Consider the following 13,641-nt stretch of genomic DNA (forward strand, 5'->3'; position numbering starts at 1 on the left):
GCGCTCGTCATCTGCGGTCAGTCCTCGGCCAGCCTGACGGTGAAGAGGTCGGCAATATCGGGCAGCAGCTTGAGGTTCTCGGGATCGATATCCCATGTCTCACCGTCGCAGACGAGCTCGCCCGGGGATACCGGCTTCTCGGCGCCCGCCTCGTCGCCCCCGTCATCCAGTTCGTCGTCCTGCGTGTTGCGCTCGAAGGTACAGCGCGGCTCGACCAAGGCTGTGGCCTCGGTCTCCGCGTGTTTCCTGTCCGTGCCCTCGATGATGCTCGTGCCCATCGACTCCTGCGACTTGACCTTCACCGTAAAGCCCCAGCGGCCACCACCTGCCCAGCGGCAGTTCTTCACCTCGGCCTTGTTCTGTGCCGCGTACTGGCCGGCGGCGTTGCAGCCGTTTGCCGTGCCGATCACATCACCGTTGAAGACGTCCTCAAGGTAGTCAGGATCGAGGACGCCCCCGAGAAGAATCTGCTCGAACCGGTCGCGCGACTCCCTGGCGGCCGCCAGGGCAGCGGCATCAGCAGCAGATTGCGTTCCGTTGCGCGAGACGTCCGCCTGACCGAACGCGAAGAAGGCCAACCCAAGAAAGAGCAGGCCAACGACCGCCATGATGTACAGCGGTGTGGCCTGCCCTGCCTCGTGGCGTGACGCCATCGTCATCCACCGTTGTTGAGAACTTCGTTGATCTTTTCGGTGAACTTGTTGGCGATCGACTCGCCCATCTTCGTGTTCATCACAGCCACCACGATCGCGACCACCAGAATCGTGATCCCCACGTACTCGATCGCGCCCTGCCCCCGGTCCCTGCGTGCCTTCATCTTCTCGACGCGGGTGTTCGCCCAGTGCCCGATGTAGACCTGCGTCGTGGTGACGGCCTTCAGCGTGGCGTCCTTCATCATGGTGTGCCCCTCCCGGTCCGGCGTGAGTTCTGGTGCCGTGTGCGGGACCGGGTTCCTCCTGGCCGGTCTCGCTGGCGACACCGAGAACGTACGGCCGGGCGGGGGCCGGGGGCATGGGCCTGCGGGCCCAACCGCGGGCCCATTCCGGGGATTGGGTCCGGGGGGTCATGCCGGGCCTCCTCGGCGGAGGGTGTGCCAGAGGGCGATGGCCTCGCCGCGGCTCGTGGCGTTGAGTTTGGCGAAGATGCGGTTGATGTGGTTCTTGACGGTCTTCGGGCTGATGAAGCACGTGGCGGCGATCTGCTGGTTCGTCATGCCCGCCGCGATCAGGTCCATCACCTCCACCTCCCTCTGGCTCAGCTCCGTCAGGACACCCGGAGACGAATGTGCCACATTCGCTTGCGGAAGCGAAGCGTTTTGAGCAGATCCCGGTGCGGCCAAGTCCCGCCGAGCAGCGTTTACCTGGGCGTCTGGCGCCGAAATTGCATGTGCGGTTGCAGATGGTTGACGGTGCGACGGCGTCGACGTGAACGCCGCGCCCAGGCCGTCCGGCAGCGGGCCCGGCGGGGCGGCGGCGGGGGTGCCGTCGCGGACCGTGGCCAGGAGGGCGCCGGCGGCCGTGGGGGTGAAGTGCGGGCGGCCCCGGCGGACGTCGCGGACCGCCGCGACCAGTTGGTCCGCCGTGAACTCGCCGTGGACCAGGTAACCGCCCGCACCCAGGCGCAGCGCCTCGTGGACGATGGCGCTCTCGCGGCTGTAGGTCATCATCAGCACCGGTGCCAGCCGCACCAGGTGCGGCAGTGCCGAGATGCCGTCGACGCCCGGCATGCGGACGTCCAGCAGGATGACGTCCGGTCGGTGCTCGACCGCCGCGGCGTAGGCCTCGCGGCCGTCGCCCGCCTCCGCGACGACCTCGATGTCGTCGCGGCCGGACAGCAGGACCGTCAGGCCCGCCCGGACCACCGGGTTGTCGTCCGCCACGACCACCCGCAGTAAGGGTGGGGCGGGGAGCGACGGGAACTCCGTGCTTTCGGTCGGCATGGGGCGGCGCCTCCTCTCTCAGGTGGTGATCGGCTGTTTCGGGATGTACGGGAGCGGCGACGGGCCCGGTGTGAGGGCCCGCACCGGGATGTCGAGGCGCACCTCGGTGCCGTGGGCGGCGCGGCCCCGGCCGATGCGGATGCGGGCGCCGATCGACGCGGCGCGCTCGACCATGCCAACAAGGCCGAAGTGACCGGCCCGCTTGAGTTCGTCGAGGGTCGTGCCGGCCGGCAGGCCGCAGCCGTCGTCGTACACGCTCAGGCGCAGGACCTCGCCGACCACGCCCGCCGAGACGTCGACGTGCGTGGGGTGGGCGTGGCGGTGGGCGTTCTCCATGGCCTCGGAGGCGATGGTGAGCAGCTGCCGGGCGACGATCTGCGGGACCGGCGGCGGGGTCGCGGTGCCGAGGCGCCGGAAGTCGGCGCGTACCGCGTGGCGGCGGGCGAAGTCGGCGGTGCGGGCGGCGAGTTCGGCGAGGACGTCGACGCCGCCGTCGAGGCCGGACTCGCGGCGCAGGTCCGAGAGGAGTTCGCGGGACTCGGCGGCGGCGCGGCGGGCCGAGCGGGCCACCATCTCCGCCTGGCGCTTGAGGGTGGGCGGGTCCATCCGGTCGGCGGAGGCGACCAGCCCGTCGGCCTGGAGGGCGATGCCGTGCAGGGTCTTGGCGACGGAGTCGTGCATCTCGCGGGCGAGGCGGGCCCGTTCCTGCTCGATGGCCTCGTGGACCGCGAGCCGCGCCCGCGCCTCGGTCAGCGCCTGGCTGGCGGCCCCGAAGCCGAGGACCAGGCCCCGCAGCGTACTGCCGACCGCGCCGGTGATGAGGCACAGGCCGGGCAGCAGGAGGGCTCCCGCGCTGAGCGCGACGCGGTCGCTGACGCCGTACGCGCCGGCCAGGACGAGCGACTGGCACCCCGCGAAGAAGGCGGCGCCCCGCCAGCCGTAGACCAGGCCCGCGAGCAGCGGCGTACAGATCGTGACGTACGCGAGGGTCGACTCGGGCGACGCCGTCACCAGCAGCAGCGCGCCGAAGAGCATGTCGACGGCGAGGAGCGAGGGGTGGCGCAGCAGGACGGGGCCGAAGCGCTCCCAGTCGCGGAGCAGCGCGTACGAGGCCATGAAGGTGGCGGTGACGGCGGCGACGACCAGCCACATGCCCACGCCCGCCCGGATGCCGCCCAGGGAGAAGGGGACGGCGAGCGCGATCATCGCCATGCGGAAGCCGAAGACCTGGCGGCACATCGCCTGCAGCGCGTTGACCTGGAGGGCGACCGAAGGGCCGCCGGGGACGGTGGCGGTGGCGGTGGCGGTGGTGTCCATCAGCTGCCGCCGAACATGTCGTCGAAGTTGACGCCGGACGCGTAGTAGAAGCCGACCGCGATGAGGATCATCGTGCCGGGGAGCATGAAGCTGGTGACGATGAGCGTCGCCTTGGGGACGGCCTTGGCGGCCTTGCGGCGGGCGTTCTGGGCGTCCGTACGGCGCATGTCGTCGGCGATCTGGATGAGCGTGTCGACGATGGGGGCGCCGAGCTCCTCGCCCTGCTGGAGGGCGGAGACGAACATGGACACCTGCTCGGACTGGTTGCGGCGCCGCAGCTGTTCGAAGGCGTCGCGGCGGCTGACGCCCATGTCCATCTGGCGCAGGGTGATGCGCAGCTCGTCGGCCCAGGGGCCCTCGTACTTCTCGGCGACACGCTCCAGGGCCTGCCGGAAGCCGAGGCCGGCGGAGACGACGACGGCGAGGACGTCGAGGAAGTCGGGGAGGGTGCGTTCGATGTCGTCCTTGCGGCGGCCGATGGCGGACCGGATGACGACGTCGGTCCAGAACCAGCCGTAGACGAAGAGCAGGACGGCGAGGACGAGCTGGCCGTTCATCAGCATGGCGAGCGCGGAGATGGTGCCGAGGCCGGTGTAGACGGCGCGGCGGGCGGCGTACCGGTCGACGGTCATTCCGCTGGGGTTGCCGGCCATGTCGAGCTTGCGGCGCACCTTGTCGACGCGCTTGGGGCCCATCATGCGCAGCACGCGTGGGGCGTACCGCATGCCGACGCGGTCGATGGCGGAGCCCGCGGCGGTGGTGCGGGTGGCGCCGACCTCCAGGGCGATGGCGAGGTCGCCGGGGAGTTTGGCGTCGGCGCGGTACATGCGGACGCCGTGGAAGGCGCCGTAGACGGCGAGTCCCGCGATGGCGGCGAGGAGCAGTTCCATGTCCCATCCCCCTAGATGCGTACGCGGGTGAGGCGGTTGATGAGGAAGAAGCCGAGCGCGTACAGGCCGGCGGAGATGATGACGGCGACCTTGCCCGCGAAGGCGCCCGTCATGTCGTCCAGGGCGCCCGCACGCATGGAGTTGATGAGCATCAGGAAGCCGAGGCCGAGGACGGGCACCATCACGGCCGTGACCTTGACCTGGGAGAGCAGGGTGGAGACCTCGCGCCGGGTCTCCTTGCGCTCCTCCAGGGTCTCGGTGAGGTTGCGCAGCGAGGAGACGATGGTGCCGCCGGCGCGGTTGGAGAGGATGAGGGTGGTGACGAGGACGGTCAGCTCGCGGGAGGGGAGCCGTTCGACGAGGTCGCCCAGCGCGTCGTCGAGGGAGCGGCCGACCGCCAGCTGGTCGGCGACCCGCTTGAGCTCCTCGCCCGCCGGGTCGTCGAGCTCCTCGGCGGCCATGGCGATGGCGGTACGGAGCGCCAGGCCGGCCTGGGTGGCGTTGGCGAGGACGCGGGTGAGCTCGGGGAGCTGGTTGATGAAGCCCTCGGTACGCTTGAGCACCTGCCAGTTGAGGAAGGCGTTGGCGCCCCACAGGCCGATGACGGCCGCGATGAGGCCGAAGAAAGGGGCGAAGACCGAGCCGACGACGAAGTACAGCGCGAGCAGCGCGGCGATGACGTAGACGACGTACTCGCCGACCGTCAGGTCCAGGCCCGTGGTGGTGATCTTGCGCTCGATGCGCTTGCCGAGGGTGGTGCGGCGCAGCCGGCGGTCCACGCCCGCGAAGCGACGGCGGCGGCCCGGGAGCGCGAGCTGCCCGGTCTGGGACATGCGCTCCAGGAGGGCCTGCTGGTGGGCCTTGCCCGAGGTGTAGACGTGGACGCCGATGACGGCGGTGAGGCAGGCCAGCAGGGTGACGCCGATCGTCAGGAGGGTGAGGTCAGTCATGTCGCGTGTCCATGTCCGGTGCCTTCGGGGCTCAGAGGGGTGAGGGCTGCGTACGGGTCAGGCGGCCGCCCTGCGCAGGGCCAGCTGCTCCTCGGACTCGGCGACGCCGAAGGCCGCCGGGATCGCCTCGCCCTTCATGTACAGCCGCTCGGCGGTGCCGCGCGGCAGCGGGTAGTACGCGAAGTGGCCGTGGATCCGGCCGTCGGCGGTCATCGGCTGGGCGTGGAACCGGCAGACGGTCACGATCCGGTACTCCTCGCGGCCGTGCGAGTCGACGACGGCGATCTCGGTGATCTTGCGGGCGCCGTCGGCGTTGCGGGTGAGCTGGACGATGACGTCGACGGCGCTGTTGATCTGGTCCTTGATCGCGACGAACGGGATCTCGACCTCGGACATCGAGCCGAGCGTCTGGAGGCGCATCAGCGCGTCCTCGGCGCTGTTGGCGTGGACGGTGGCGAGCGAGCCGTCGTGGCCGGTCGACATCGCCTGGAGCATGTCGAGCGTCTCGCCGCCGCGGACCTCGCCGACGATGATGCGGTCGGGGCGCATGCGCAGGGAGTTGCGCACGAGGTCGCGGATGGAGACGTGGCCCTTGCCCTCGACGTTCGCGGGGCGGGACTCCAGGGTGATGACGTGGGACTGCTGGAGCTGGAGCTCGGCGGAGTCCTCGATCGTGACGATGCGCTCGCCCTCGGGGATGAGGCCGGAGAGGGCGTTGAGGAGGGTGGTCTTGCCGGTGCCGGTGGCGCCGGAGACGATCACGTTGAACCGGGCCCGGACCAGCCCCGCCAGCAGCATCATCATGTGCTCGTCCAGCGAGCCGAGGGCGATCATCTCCTGGAGCGTGTACGCCCGGGGGAAGCGCCGGATGGTGAGGATGGGGCCGCTGAGCGAGAGCGGCGGGATGATGACGTTGACGCGCTCGCCGCTGGGGAGGCGGGCGTCGACCATCGGGTTCGCCTCGTCCACGCGGCGGTTGACGGTGGAGACGATGCGCTCGATGGTCTGCATCAGCTGCTCGGTGGAGGAGAAGCGGAGCGGGAGCTGTTCGAGACGGCCGCCGCGCTCCACGAAGACCTGGTCCGGGCCGTTGACCATGATCTCGCTGATGGAGGCGTCCTCCAGGAGCGGTTCGAGGATGCCGAGCCCGAGGGCCTCGTCGACGACGCGCCGGATGAGCTGCGAGCGCTCGACGGTGGAGAGGACCGGGCCCTCGCGGCTGATGATGTGGCCGAGCACCCGCTCCAGGCGGGCACGGCGCTCGGCGGCCGCGAGGGCCGACATCTCGGCGAGGTCGATCTCCTCGAGCAGCTTGGCGCGGTAGACCCCGACGAGGTGGTCGGTCTCGGTGTGGCCCTTCGCCGGCTCCGGGCTGGTGATGCGCGCCCGCAGGCTCATGTGGTCCTCAACTCCCTGAGCTCTCTCAACGGTCCATGGGCATGGTGGTGCTCTGGCGAACGGGGCCGAAGGAGAGTCCGGGCACCACGGAGGGGACCTCGACCCTGGCCGTGACCTGGACTCCGTCACCCGTCCTGGCCTCCTCGAAGGACGCCTCCAGCCAGTCGCTCATCGCCGCCCTGCCCGCCTGCTGGGCGCTGCCCTGGTCGAGGGAGACCGCCCGGGCCGCCGCCCGTGACGCCGTGCCCGCCTGCTGGGCCGCGTACACCGCGAGGCCGAGCTGGACGACGGCCATGGCGACGAACAGCAGCAGCCCGAGCATGCCGACGTACTCGATGGCGGCCTGGCCCCGCTCCCTGCGGGAGGTACGCGTCGCGCGCACGGTCACCACCTGCTCTCGACCGGTACGGCGGCTTCGCCGGGGATGGTGATCGGCAGGTTGAAGCCGCCGGGGAAGAGGAGCGGGACCTGGACGCGGGCTTCCGCCCGGTAGGTGTCGCCCTCCTCGCGGCAGGCGTAGTCCGCGTCCCACGCTCCCGGCATGTCCTCGGCCGCCGCGGCCCGGCAGGCGTCCTGCCCGCCGACCGTGCCCGCCCGCACGCCCTTGTCCGCGGCGTTCCCGGCCAGCGAGAAGGTGTAGCCGACGAGCGCCGCCTGCCAGAGCAGCGCCAGGGTGATGAGAATCAGCGGCAGCGTGCCGGTGAACTCGACGACCGTCTGTCCCCGGTCATCGAGGCGTGTCCGTGCAAGTGGGAGTGCCATGACTCAACGTGCCCCCTCGGTCCGCCGACGGCGTCGCCGTCGCCCGTCACTTGTTCCTGGTACGAAGCATGCCGATCGAACCCCGGTCGCCCCGGAACTTTCCCTGTTTCTCCACGCCCTCGGGTGCCTTGACCAAGCCGAGCTCGCCGGCCAGCGCCCACATCGCCTGCTTGACCGCCGACTTGGCCTCCAGGTCCTGCATGCGTCCCGCGTCGACCGCCGGCTGGAGCTCCTTGAAGCCGGAGGGCACGGCGGTCCGGGCGACGCGGGTGCCGGTGATGCGCTCGACGAGCGGCGGCTGGATCTCCGTGGAGCGGGTGTGGCGGTTGACCACGGTGACGGTCTCCTCCGCCTTGCGGATCTGGAGCCGGTCCCAGAGCCGCACCATCCGCTTGGCCGCCCGGACCGTGACCACGTCCGGGGTGGTGACCAGCAGCGTGAGGTCGGCCATCTCGATGGCGGCGGCGTTGGCGCCGGTCATGTGGGTGCCGCAGTCGACCACGACGATCTCGTAGCGGTGACGCAGGGCGCTGACGATCTGGCGTACGGCGCGCTCGTCGACCTCCTCGCCGCGCTCGCCCTCGCCGGGCGCGAGCAGCAGGCCGATGCCCGTGGGGTGGGTGAAGAGCGCGTCCTGGAGCACCCGCGGCGCGACGTCCTGGATGCCGGCGAGGTCGACGACGGAGCGCCGGAACTGCACGTCGAGGTACGAGGCGACGTCGCCGGCCTGGAGGTCGAGGTCGGCGAGCGCGGTGTTCTTGCCGGAGGCGCGGGCGGCGAGCGCCAGCTGGACCGCGAGCACCGTCGTGCCGACGCCGCCCTTGGCGCCGCTGACGGTGACGACGGTGCCGCCGGGGCCGGTGAGGGCCTCCGCGGCGCCGTGGCCGAGGTGGCGGCGTACGCCGGTCGACCAGGAGGCGGCCGCCTGGACGCGCTGGGCGAGTTCCTCGTACGACATCGGCAGCCCGACCAGGCCGCGGGCGCCGGAGTCCATGGCGGCCGAGTACAGGCCGGTGCCGGCGTCGGAGGTGACGAGGATGACGCCGACCGCGGGAAAGCGGAGGGCAACCTCCCGGATCAGCTCCAGGGCTGGGACCGGGCCGATCCGTTCGTGGACCAGGACGACTTCGGGCAGCTCGTCGAGTGACTCGGCGGCGAGCCGGGCCAGGGTGTCGAGCAGTGAGGTCGAGTCCCCCACCGGCCCGGCCGGCTCCGCGTCGGGGAGCTGGCTGAGCAGGGTGGTGACGGATCGGGCGGCGTCGGCGTCACCGACGGCCGGGAGGATGCGTGTGGTCATCCGGCCCTCACTTGTTCTTGTCTTCGTCGAGGGTGTACGTGCCGTCGCCGGGGCGCAGGGTGGTCGGGCTGCCGTCCGCGACCAGGGCGAGGCGTACGTGGACGGCGAACGACTCGGCGAAGGCGACGCGCTGGGCGTCGAGGGTGTTGAGCGCGAAGGTGATGGGCACGGCCTCGGTGGCGCGGCTGCCGCGGTCGTCGCGGCTCGGCTCCAGGGCGGTGAGCTTGCCGACGTCGATGACGCGGGCGTTGGTCACGATGATGCGGGACTCGGCGAGGGCGCCCTTGCCCTTCCCCTCGTCGTCGAAGGTGGCGAAGATGTTGACGAGCGAGCCGGGGGTGATCTTGCCGGCGACGCCGGTGGCGGCGTCGATCATGATGGCGATCTCCTGCTGGCCGTTCTCCAGCGCCGGGCGCTTGACGATCATGTCGCTCTGGAGCAGCGAGCCCTTGCGGAGCTGGGTGACGGCGATCTTCCCGTCGAGTACGCCGAGGTCGGTCACGGCGTTGTCGGAGAGCCAGCGCTTGGGCATTTTGATCTTTTCGAACTGGCCCGGCGCGAGGGCCGTATAGGCGGCCACATCCGATTTGACGCGGTACGCGGTCACCTCCGGCCCCACCTTGGAATTCACATCGCTGATCACCGAGAGAACTCCGGCGAACGCGCCGAACGCGCAGAGCACGGAGAGGAGGAGCAGAATGACGCCGCGGCGTTGCCGTGAATTCATGGGCAGGACGACCTCGTGGGAGACGGGGACTGACGAGCGGGCGATTCGGGCGGTCGGTCCGAGCGGTCGATTCGAGTGGTCGACGCGTACGAGCCGAGCCGGTGGTGCGCGCTTACGACCCGTGGCGCATCGGTGTTCCATGGTTCAGGACACCGTCGGGCTGTTGTCGGTTCTCGGGCGGCGCGAGCGGTGCGGAGCAGAAACCGCAGCGGTCACCGATGAGTTCGATCCCGCACCAGGTGCACATTTCCCGGCGTACCGAGGAGACCAGCTGGTAGAGCACGGAAACGTCCGGCAGGAACGCCGCGAATTCGATCATCTTCGCCGTGCCCCACCATCTCGGCGAATCGGCCGGCAGCGGGGATTCCTGAACTCCCTGGACGCGCCACGCGGGTGCGAGGACCGCGGTGACCCAGTCCGATTGCAACTGCCCTTTGGCGACGAGGAGCTGGGTGCCGAATTCGGGCCCGGCGAGCTCGCCGCCGCCGATCTTCACCAGCTGGGGGTCCGGATGGGCGAGCACCCCGAACTGCGAGCCGGGCACCCACGACTTGGCGTGCGTCTTCAGGCTCACCGGCACCCGGTCCAGCTTGGTCACCGAGTTGAGCAGGGCCCCCGCGTAGATGTAGTGCGCGAGCAGCCGCGCCGCGGAGGCGACGACCCCGGGGCTGAAGTCGAGGACCGACAGCTGGCGCAGTTGGCGTACGAGGACGGCGACGCCCAGCGGTGGCAGGTCGAGCTTGAGCAGCGCGATGCGGTCGCTCTCCAGGACCGAGCGGACGGTGTGCAGCCGCCGCTGGTGCGCGACCGGGATGGACGCCGGGTACAGGGCGATGACGTAGCCGTGCTGTTCGACCAGCACCTGCATGTCGGCGAGCGCGGCGTCCAGCGGCTGGCCCTCGGGCGGTGGCAGCACCGCCGCGGGGGGCGTCTGGCGGTCGGTCGGCGGCAGCACCAGATCGGCGCTGGTCACGGCTATTGCGGTCGGCACGCTGGTTCCCCGTTCGGCTCCGGCCACCGGGGTTCCGGCGGGCCGCAGTTACGTATTGCTACGTCGTGCTTCCGTGCTGCTCCTGCAGCAGCACTTTATCCACGTCCTACGTGGCGGAGAACACCTTTCGGCACCCTTGCGGAACCGGAATCGGCGGTGGGCGCCGGCGGGCCCGCCCGTGGCGCGCCTGGGCCCGTGCGTCTGGGCCCGGATTGGGGCCCGAGGGCCCACGTCCCCCGCCGGGTCGCTGCGTAATCTCCGCTTCCGGTCATCCGAATCATCCGAACGGGCGACGGGGGCATGGGACATGGGACCGAGACGTCTGCGCCGCGACCGCGGCGCGACCACGTCCGAGTACGTCGGGGTGGTCGTGGTGGCCGCGGCGATCCTCGGCGCGCTCGTCGGGACGAACGTCGACGCGGCGATCGCCGCCAGGTTCCGCTGCCTGCTGAGCTTCTCCACCGGCTGCTCGGCGGCCACCGGGGGCGGCGGGCGGGACGAGGCGGGCACGCCGAGGACCGACGCCGACTACGAGCCGCCGCTCTGCCAGATCTCGGCGCTCTCCGACAAGGCCGGCGCCAAGGCGAAGGTCCTGTTCGTCGAGTGGGGCGAGGAGTACGGCTTCCAGCAGCAGACGTTCCGCTCCAGCACCGACCAGAACGGCGACGGCAAGGTCGACGACGGCGACCGGCTCGTCATGATGACCTTCACCGACGCCGCGTCCCTCGCCGCGAAGAAGGACTTCAAGCCCGGCGCGAAGATCGGCAGGTTCGGCTCCGACAAGGTCGAGCTGGGCGCCGGCATCAAGGTCACGAACGGCGACACCTGGGTCTTCCGCAGCGAGGAGGAGGCCAGGGCGTTCCGCGACGACATCGAGAAGCTGAAGACGTACGAGCTCACCAACCGGCACGCCAACGCGCGCGGCGGCGGCCTGGGCAGCAGCATCCTCTACCTCTTCGGCAAGGGGCCGATGGCGGAGGAGGAGAAGCTGCGCGACCGCATCGAGGAGAAGCTCGGCAACCGGCACATCGGGTACGGCAAGGTCGGGCTGGAGGCGAGCGCGGCCGGCGGCCTCAAGGTCGGCCCCGGCGACGAGAAGAAGCTGAGCGCCACGCTCGGCGGGAAGTTCACCTTCTCCCCCGAGGTGACCTGGACCGACAACGACTACAAGGGCACCAAGTCGTACACGTACAGCGCGGCGATCGAGTACGGCTCGAAGGTGGGGTACGAGGCCGGGCCGGTCGCCGGCGAGTCGTCGGCGGCCACGACGCGGACCGGCACCCTCACCGTCACGCACGACAAGAAGACCGGCGAGCTGCTGCGCATCGACATGACGCGGACCGTGGAGAAGGGTGCCGTGAAGGACGGCGTCAAGGTGGGCGGCGACAACGGCGGGACCGGGGACGGCAAGCGCGGCGGCAGCGGCGGTGTGAAGGGCGGGGACCACGGTGTCGGCATCGAGGTCGTGACCCACTCCGTCGTGCTCAAGCCCGGCCCGCAGGGCGACGCGCACCGGAAGGTGGCACAGGCGTGGCTGGACGGCAACGGGCAGTACGGAGCACCCTTCGCCTACATGTTCGACGACCATGCTCCGACGACGCGACCCGGGAACGACGACCCGTTCGGGCAGCTGCTCTTCGACGAGGGCCTGTCGAGCCGGATGACGTACACGGGGCGGACCCAGGCGGCGGAGTACGGCTTCGAGCTGAACCTGGGGCTGAGCCTCGGCTTCTCGGTGTCGACCGAGAAGAAGGAGGAGACGCTCGACCGGGCCCGCTTCCTGGGGGCGCCGACCGGGAACACCCGCAGCTATGTGCCGTACAGCTACTGTGCGAACTGACCTGCCTGGGACGGGAGTGCCATGAGTGCCACGAGCTTCGTGCAAGGTGTCGTGCAAGGTGTCGTGCAGGGCGAAAGGACCCGGCTGCCGGCCGTCGCGCTGCTGGCCGCCGCCCTGGTCGTCGGGTGCGGGACCGGGGACACGGGCGGCGACGGCCCGGTGCCGGAGGGCTGGGGGACCCTGAAGACCCGGGCCGTGACGGTCGCGCACCCGCCCGCGTTCACGCCGCAGGGCGACGCCGAGCGCAGCAGGCACAACGCCGCGGCCGCGGTCCGCACCGAGGGCGGCAAGGCGACCGGGATGCTCTCGGTGCAGCTGGACTTCACCCACGCCGACTCGGTCGAGGAGGCGGCGATCGGCGCGGAGGCCGGGATCGCCCTCGGCTCGACGCTCGGCGAACAGGAGGACATCGAGGTCGCCGGGCCCGAGGGCGCGCGGGAGGCGCGGCGGATCGCGTTCGCCTTCACGGAGAAGGGGACGCGGTACGCGGGCGTGATCGTGGCCGGGCTGGACGCGGGGAAGAAGGCCTACGCGGTGCGGGTCGACGCGGCCGAGGGCACGCTGAGCGACGCCGACGTGGACCGGATCGTCCGCTCGATCACGGTCGTGGGGTAGGGGCGGCGCGCATGGAGGTGCCGGGCGGGGACCACCTCTTCTTCGGCTTCATGGTCGCGCTCTTCGGCTGGCTGACGGTGACGTACGCCAGACGGCTCGCGGCGGTGGTGCGCGGGGTGCGGGGCGGCGAGCGGGCCACGGGCGAGTGCGTGCGCGTGGAGTCGGAGCCGTACGGCCGCTCCGACGCGGAGCGGCACTTCTTCGCCTTCCGGGCGCGGGACGGGCGGCGGGTCGAGTTCGAGGACCTGGCGGGCCGGTCGGTGACGGCCGGGACGCGGGTGACGGTGTCGTACGACCCTTCCGACCCGGAGGGGACGGCGACGATCGCGGGGCGCGGGCGGTGGTCGACGCTCGTGCGGTACGGGGTGCTGGTCGCGGGGTGCGGGTTCGGGACGGCGGGCTTCGCGGTCGTGTTCCTGCTGACGTGGGGGGAGGGCCGATGACCCGGGGTGCGGGTGTCCTCGCGCTGACGTGGGCGTGGGCGGTGGGGATCGTGGTGCTGGTGGTGACGGAGTACGCGCAGGCCACGCTGGTGTACGAGCACCTCGCGTCGGAGGCGCGGCTGGAGACCTTCGGGGGCCGGTTGCTGTTGATCCACCTGCCGAACGCCCTGTGCGTGGCGCTGGCGGCGTGGGCGGCGGGGCGGTCGCACCGCGAGCCGTACCGGGAGCGGCCGGCCCGGCACCTGGCGGCCGTGCTGGCGGTGCCGGTGGCGGCGCAGGCGCTGCACATGGCGTTGCAGTGGCGGGAGCTGGCGGCGGAGGGGCTGTTCCTGTCGAACGCCGTGCTGGCGGTGGGGTGCGTGGCCGGATACGCGGCCGACCGGCTGCAGGAGAACGCCGCCTGACAGCCCGTCATATGACGGGGATCGGCGCCGGAAGTCTTGACAACACGATTGGTCTGGACCAACTTTAC

At 71.1% G+C, this 13,641-nt stretch carries 16 protein-coding genes; 4 read left to right on the top strand and 12 right to left on the bottom strand.

Features of this window, described 5'->3' with window-relative positions; all coding sequences use genetic code 11:
* Window positions 1-17 precede the first annotated feature (17 nt).
* The 12 genes from AC07FJ_RS12565 to AC07FJ_RS12620 all read right to left on the bottom strand — a co-directional run bounded on the left by AC07FJ_RS12565 (window position 18) and on the right by AC07FJ_RS12620 (window position 10,271).
* Window positions 18-659: a pilus assembly protein TadG-related protein gene (locus AC07FJ_RS12565; protein ID WP_479048103.1), complete on the bottom strand. Its 642-nt coding sequence runs from the start codon at window positions 657-659 to the stop codon at window positions 18-20.
* Window positions 656-898, bottom strand: a complete 243-nt coding sequence (locus AC07FJ_RS12570; RefSeq protein WP_479048105.1) for a hypothetical protein — start codon at window positions 896-898, stop codon at window positions 656-658. The genes AC07FJ_RS12565 and AC07FJ_RS12570 overlap by 4 nt, the downstream gene beginning before the upstream one ends.
* Window positions 899-1,063: 165 nt before the next feature.
* Window positions 1,064-1,939, bottom strand: coding sequence for a response regulator (locus AC07FJ_RS12575; protein ID WP_479048107.1), 876 nt, complete (start codon window positions 1,937-1,939; stop codon window positions 1,064-1,066).
* Window positions 1,940-1,957: 18 nt separating this feature from the next.
* Complete coding sequence (locus tag AC07FJ_RS12580; protein ID WP_479048110.1) at window positions 1,958-3,256, bottom strand: sensor histidine kinase; 1,299 nt, start codon at window positions 3,254-3,256, stop codon at window positions 1,958-1,960.
* On the bottom strand, window positions 3,256-4,146 hold the full coding sequence (locus tag AC07FJ_RS12585; protein WP_468284267.1) for a DUF5936 domain-containing protein: 891 nt from the start codon (window positions 4,144-4,146) through the stop codon (window positions 3,256-3,258). The genes AC07FJ_RS12580 and AC07FJ_RS12585 overlap by 1 nt, the downstream gene beginning before the upstream one ends.
* Window positions 4,147-4,157: 11 nt before the next feature.
* A complete protein-coding gene (locus tag AC07FJ_RS12590; RefSeq protein WP_479048112.1) occupies window positions 4,158-5,096 on the bottom strand; it encodes a type II secretion system F family protein in 939 nt (312 codons plus the stop codon).
* Window positions 5,097-5,153: 57 nt separating this feature from the next.
* Complete coding sequence (locus AC07FJ_RS12595; RefSeq protein ID WP_361427793.1) at window positions 5,154-6,494, bottom strand: TadA family conjugal transfer-associated ATPase; 1,341 nt, start codon at window positions 6,492-6,494, stop codon at window positions 5,154-5,156.
* A 25-nt stretch (window positions 6,495-6,519) separates the two neighbouring features.
* On the bottom strand, window positions 6,520-6,882 hold the full coding sequence (locus AC07FJ_RS12600; protein ID WP_479048115.1) for a TadE/TadG family type IV pilus assembly protein: 363 nt from the start codon (window positions 6,880-6,882) through the stop codon (window positions 6,520-6,522).
* Window positions 6,879-7,256, bottom strand: coding sequence for a TadE/TadG family type IV pilus assembly protein (locus AC07FJ_RS12605; protein ID WP_361427799.1), 378 nt, complete (start codon window positions 7,254-7,256; stop codon window positions 6,879-6,881). Before AC07FJ_RS12605 ends, AC07FJ_RS12600 begins: the two co-directional genes overlap by 4 nt.
* A gap of 46 nt (window positions 7,257-7,302) precedes the next feature.
* Entirely contained in the window at window positions 7,303-8,553 is a 1,251-nt protein-coding gene (locus AC07FJ_RS12610; protein ID WP_479048119.1) for a CpaE/TadZ family protein, read from the bottom strand.
* 7 nt (window positions 8,554-8,560) lie between these two features.
* On the bottom strand, window positions 8,561-9,280 hold the full coding sequence (gene cpaB / locus AC07FJ_RS12615; RefSeq protein ID WP_479048121.1) for a Flp pilus assembly protein CpaB: 720 nt from the start codon (window positions 9,278-9,280) through the stop codon (window positions 8,561-8,563).
* 112 nt (window positions 9,281-9,392) lie between these two features.
* Window positions 9,393-10,271 carry a hypothetical protein gene (locus AC07FJ_RS12620; protein WP_479048123.1) on the bottom strand — a complete coding sequence of 293 codons (879 nt, stop codon included), beginning with the start codon at window positions 10,269-10,271 and terminating at the stop codon, window positions 9,393-9,395.
* 307 nt (window positions 10,272-10,578) lie between these two features.
* Between AC07FJ_RS12620 and AC07FJ_RS12625 the strand changes: the two genes are divergently transcribed.
* From AC07FJ_RS12625 to AC07FJ_RS12640, 4 genes are all read left to right on the top strand, one after another.
* Window positions 10,579-12,111, top strand: coding sequence for a hypothetical protein (locus AC07FJ_RS12625; protein ID WP_479048126.1), 1,533 nt, complete (start codon window positions 10,579-10,581; stop codon window positions 12,109-12,111).
* A 63-nt stretch (window positions 12,112-12,174) separates the two neighbouring features.
* Window positions 12,175-12,726 (top strand): hypothetical protein, encoded by a 552-nt coding sequence (locus tag AC07FJ_RS12630; protein ID WP_479048128.1) that lies wholly within the window; start codon window positions 12,175-12,177, stop codon window positions 12,724-12,726.
* Window positions 12,727-12,737: 11 nt separating this feature from the next.
* Window positions 12,738-13,169: a DUF3592 domain-containing protein gene (locus tag AC07FJ_RS12635; RefSeq protein WP_479048131.1), complete on the top strand. Its 432-nt coding sequence runs from the start codon at window positions 12,738-12,740 to the stop codon at window positions 13,167-13,169.
* Complete coding sequence (locus tag AC07FJ_RS12640; protein WP_479048133.1) at window positions 13,166-13,573, top strand: hypothetical protein; 408 nt, start codon at window positions 13,166-13,168, stop codon at window positions 13,571-13,573. The genes AC07FJ_RS12635 and AC07FJ_RS12640 overlap by 4 nt, the downstream gene beginning before the upstream one ends.
* Window positions 13,574-13,641: the final 68 nt, after the last annotated feature.

It is taken from the genome of Streptomyces sp. NPDC045998 (assembly GCF_056430285.1).

Bases quoted from the DNA above. Each gene is read 5' to 3' on its own strand.
- AC07FJ_RS12565 (WP_479048103.1), bottom strand. From the start codon at position 659: ATGACGATGGCGTCACGCCACGAGGCAGGGCAGGCCACACCGCTGTAC.
- AC07FJ_RS12570 (WP_479048105.1), bottom strand. From the start codon at position 898: ATGATGAAGGACGCCACGCTGAAGGCCGTCACCACGACGCAGGTCTAC.
- AC07FJ_RS12575 (WP_479048107.1), bottom strand. From the start codon at position 1,939: ATGCCGACCGAAAGCACGGAGTTCCCGTCGCTCCCCGCCCCACCCTTA.
- AC07FJ_RS12580 (WP_479048110.1), bottom strand. From the start codon at position 3,256: ATGGACACCACCGCCACCGCCACCGCCACCGTCCCCGGCGGCCCTTCG.
- AC07FJ_RS12585 (WP_468284267.1), bottom strand. From the start codon at position 4,146: ATGGAACTGCTCCTCGCCGCCATCGCGGGACTCGCCGTCTACGGCGCC.
- AC07FJ_RS12590 (WP_479048112.1), bottom strand. From the start codon at position 5,096: ATGACTGACCTCACCCTCCTGACGATCGGCGTCACCCTGCTGGCCTGC.
- AC07FJ_RS12595 (WP_361427793.1), bottom strand. From the start codon at position 6,494: ATGAGCCTGCGGGCGCGCATCACCAGCCCGGAGCCGGCGAAGGGCCAC.
- AC07FJ_RS12605 (WP_361427799.1), bottom strand. From the start codon at position 7,256: ATGGCACTCCCACTTGCACGGACACGCCTCGATGACCGGGGACAGACG.
- AC07FJ_RS12610 (WP_479048119.1), bottom strand. From the start codon at position 8,553: ATGACCACACGCATCCTCCCGGCCGTCGGTGACGCCGACGCCGCCCGA.
- cpaB (WP_479048121.1), bottom strand. From the start codon at position 9,280: ATGAATTCACGGCAACGCCGCGGCGTCATTCTGCTCCTCCTCTCCGTG.
- AC07FJ_RS12625 (WP_479048126.1), top strand. From the start codon at position 10,579: ATGGGACCGAGACGTCTGCGCCGCGACCGCGGCGCGACCACGTCCGAG.
- AC07FJ_RS12635 (WP_479048131.1), top strand. From the start codon at position 12,738: ATGGAGGTGCCGGGCGGGGACCACCTCTTCTTCGGCTTCATGGTCGCG.
- AC07FJ_RS12640 (WP_479048133.1), top strand. From the start codon at position 13,166: ATGACCCGGGGTGCGGGTGTCCTCGCGCTGACGTGGGCGTGGGCGGTG.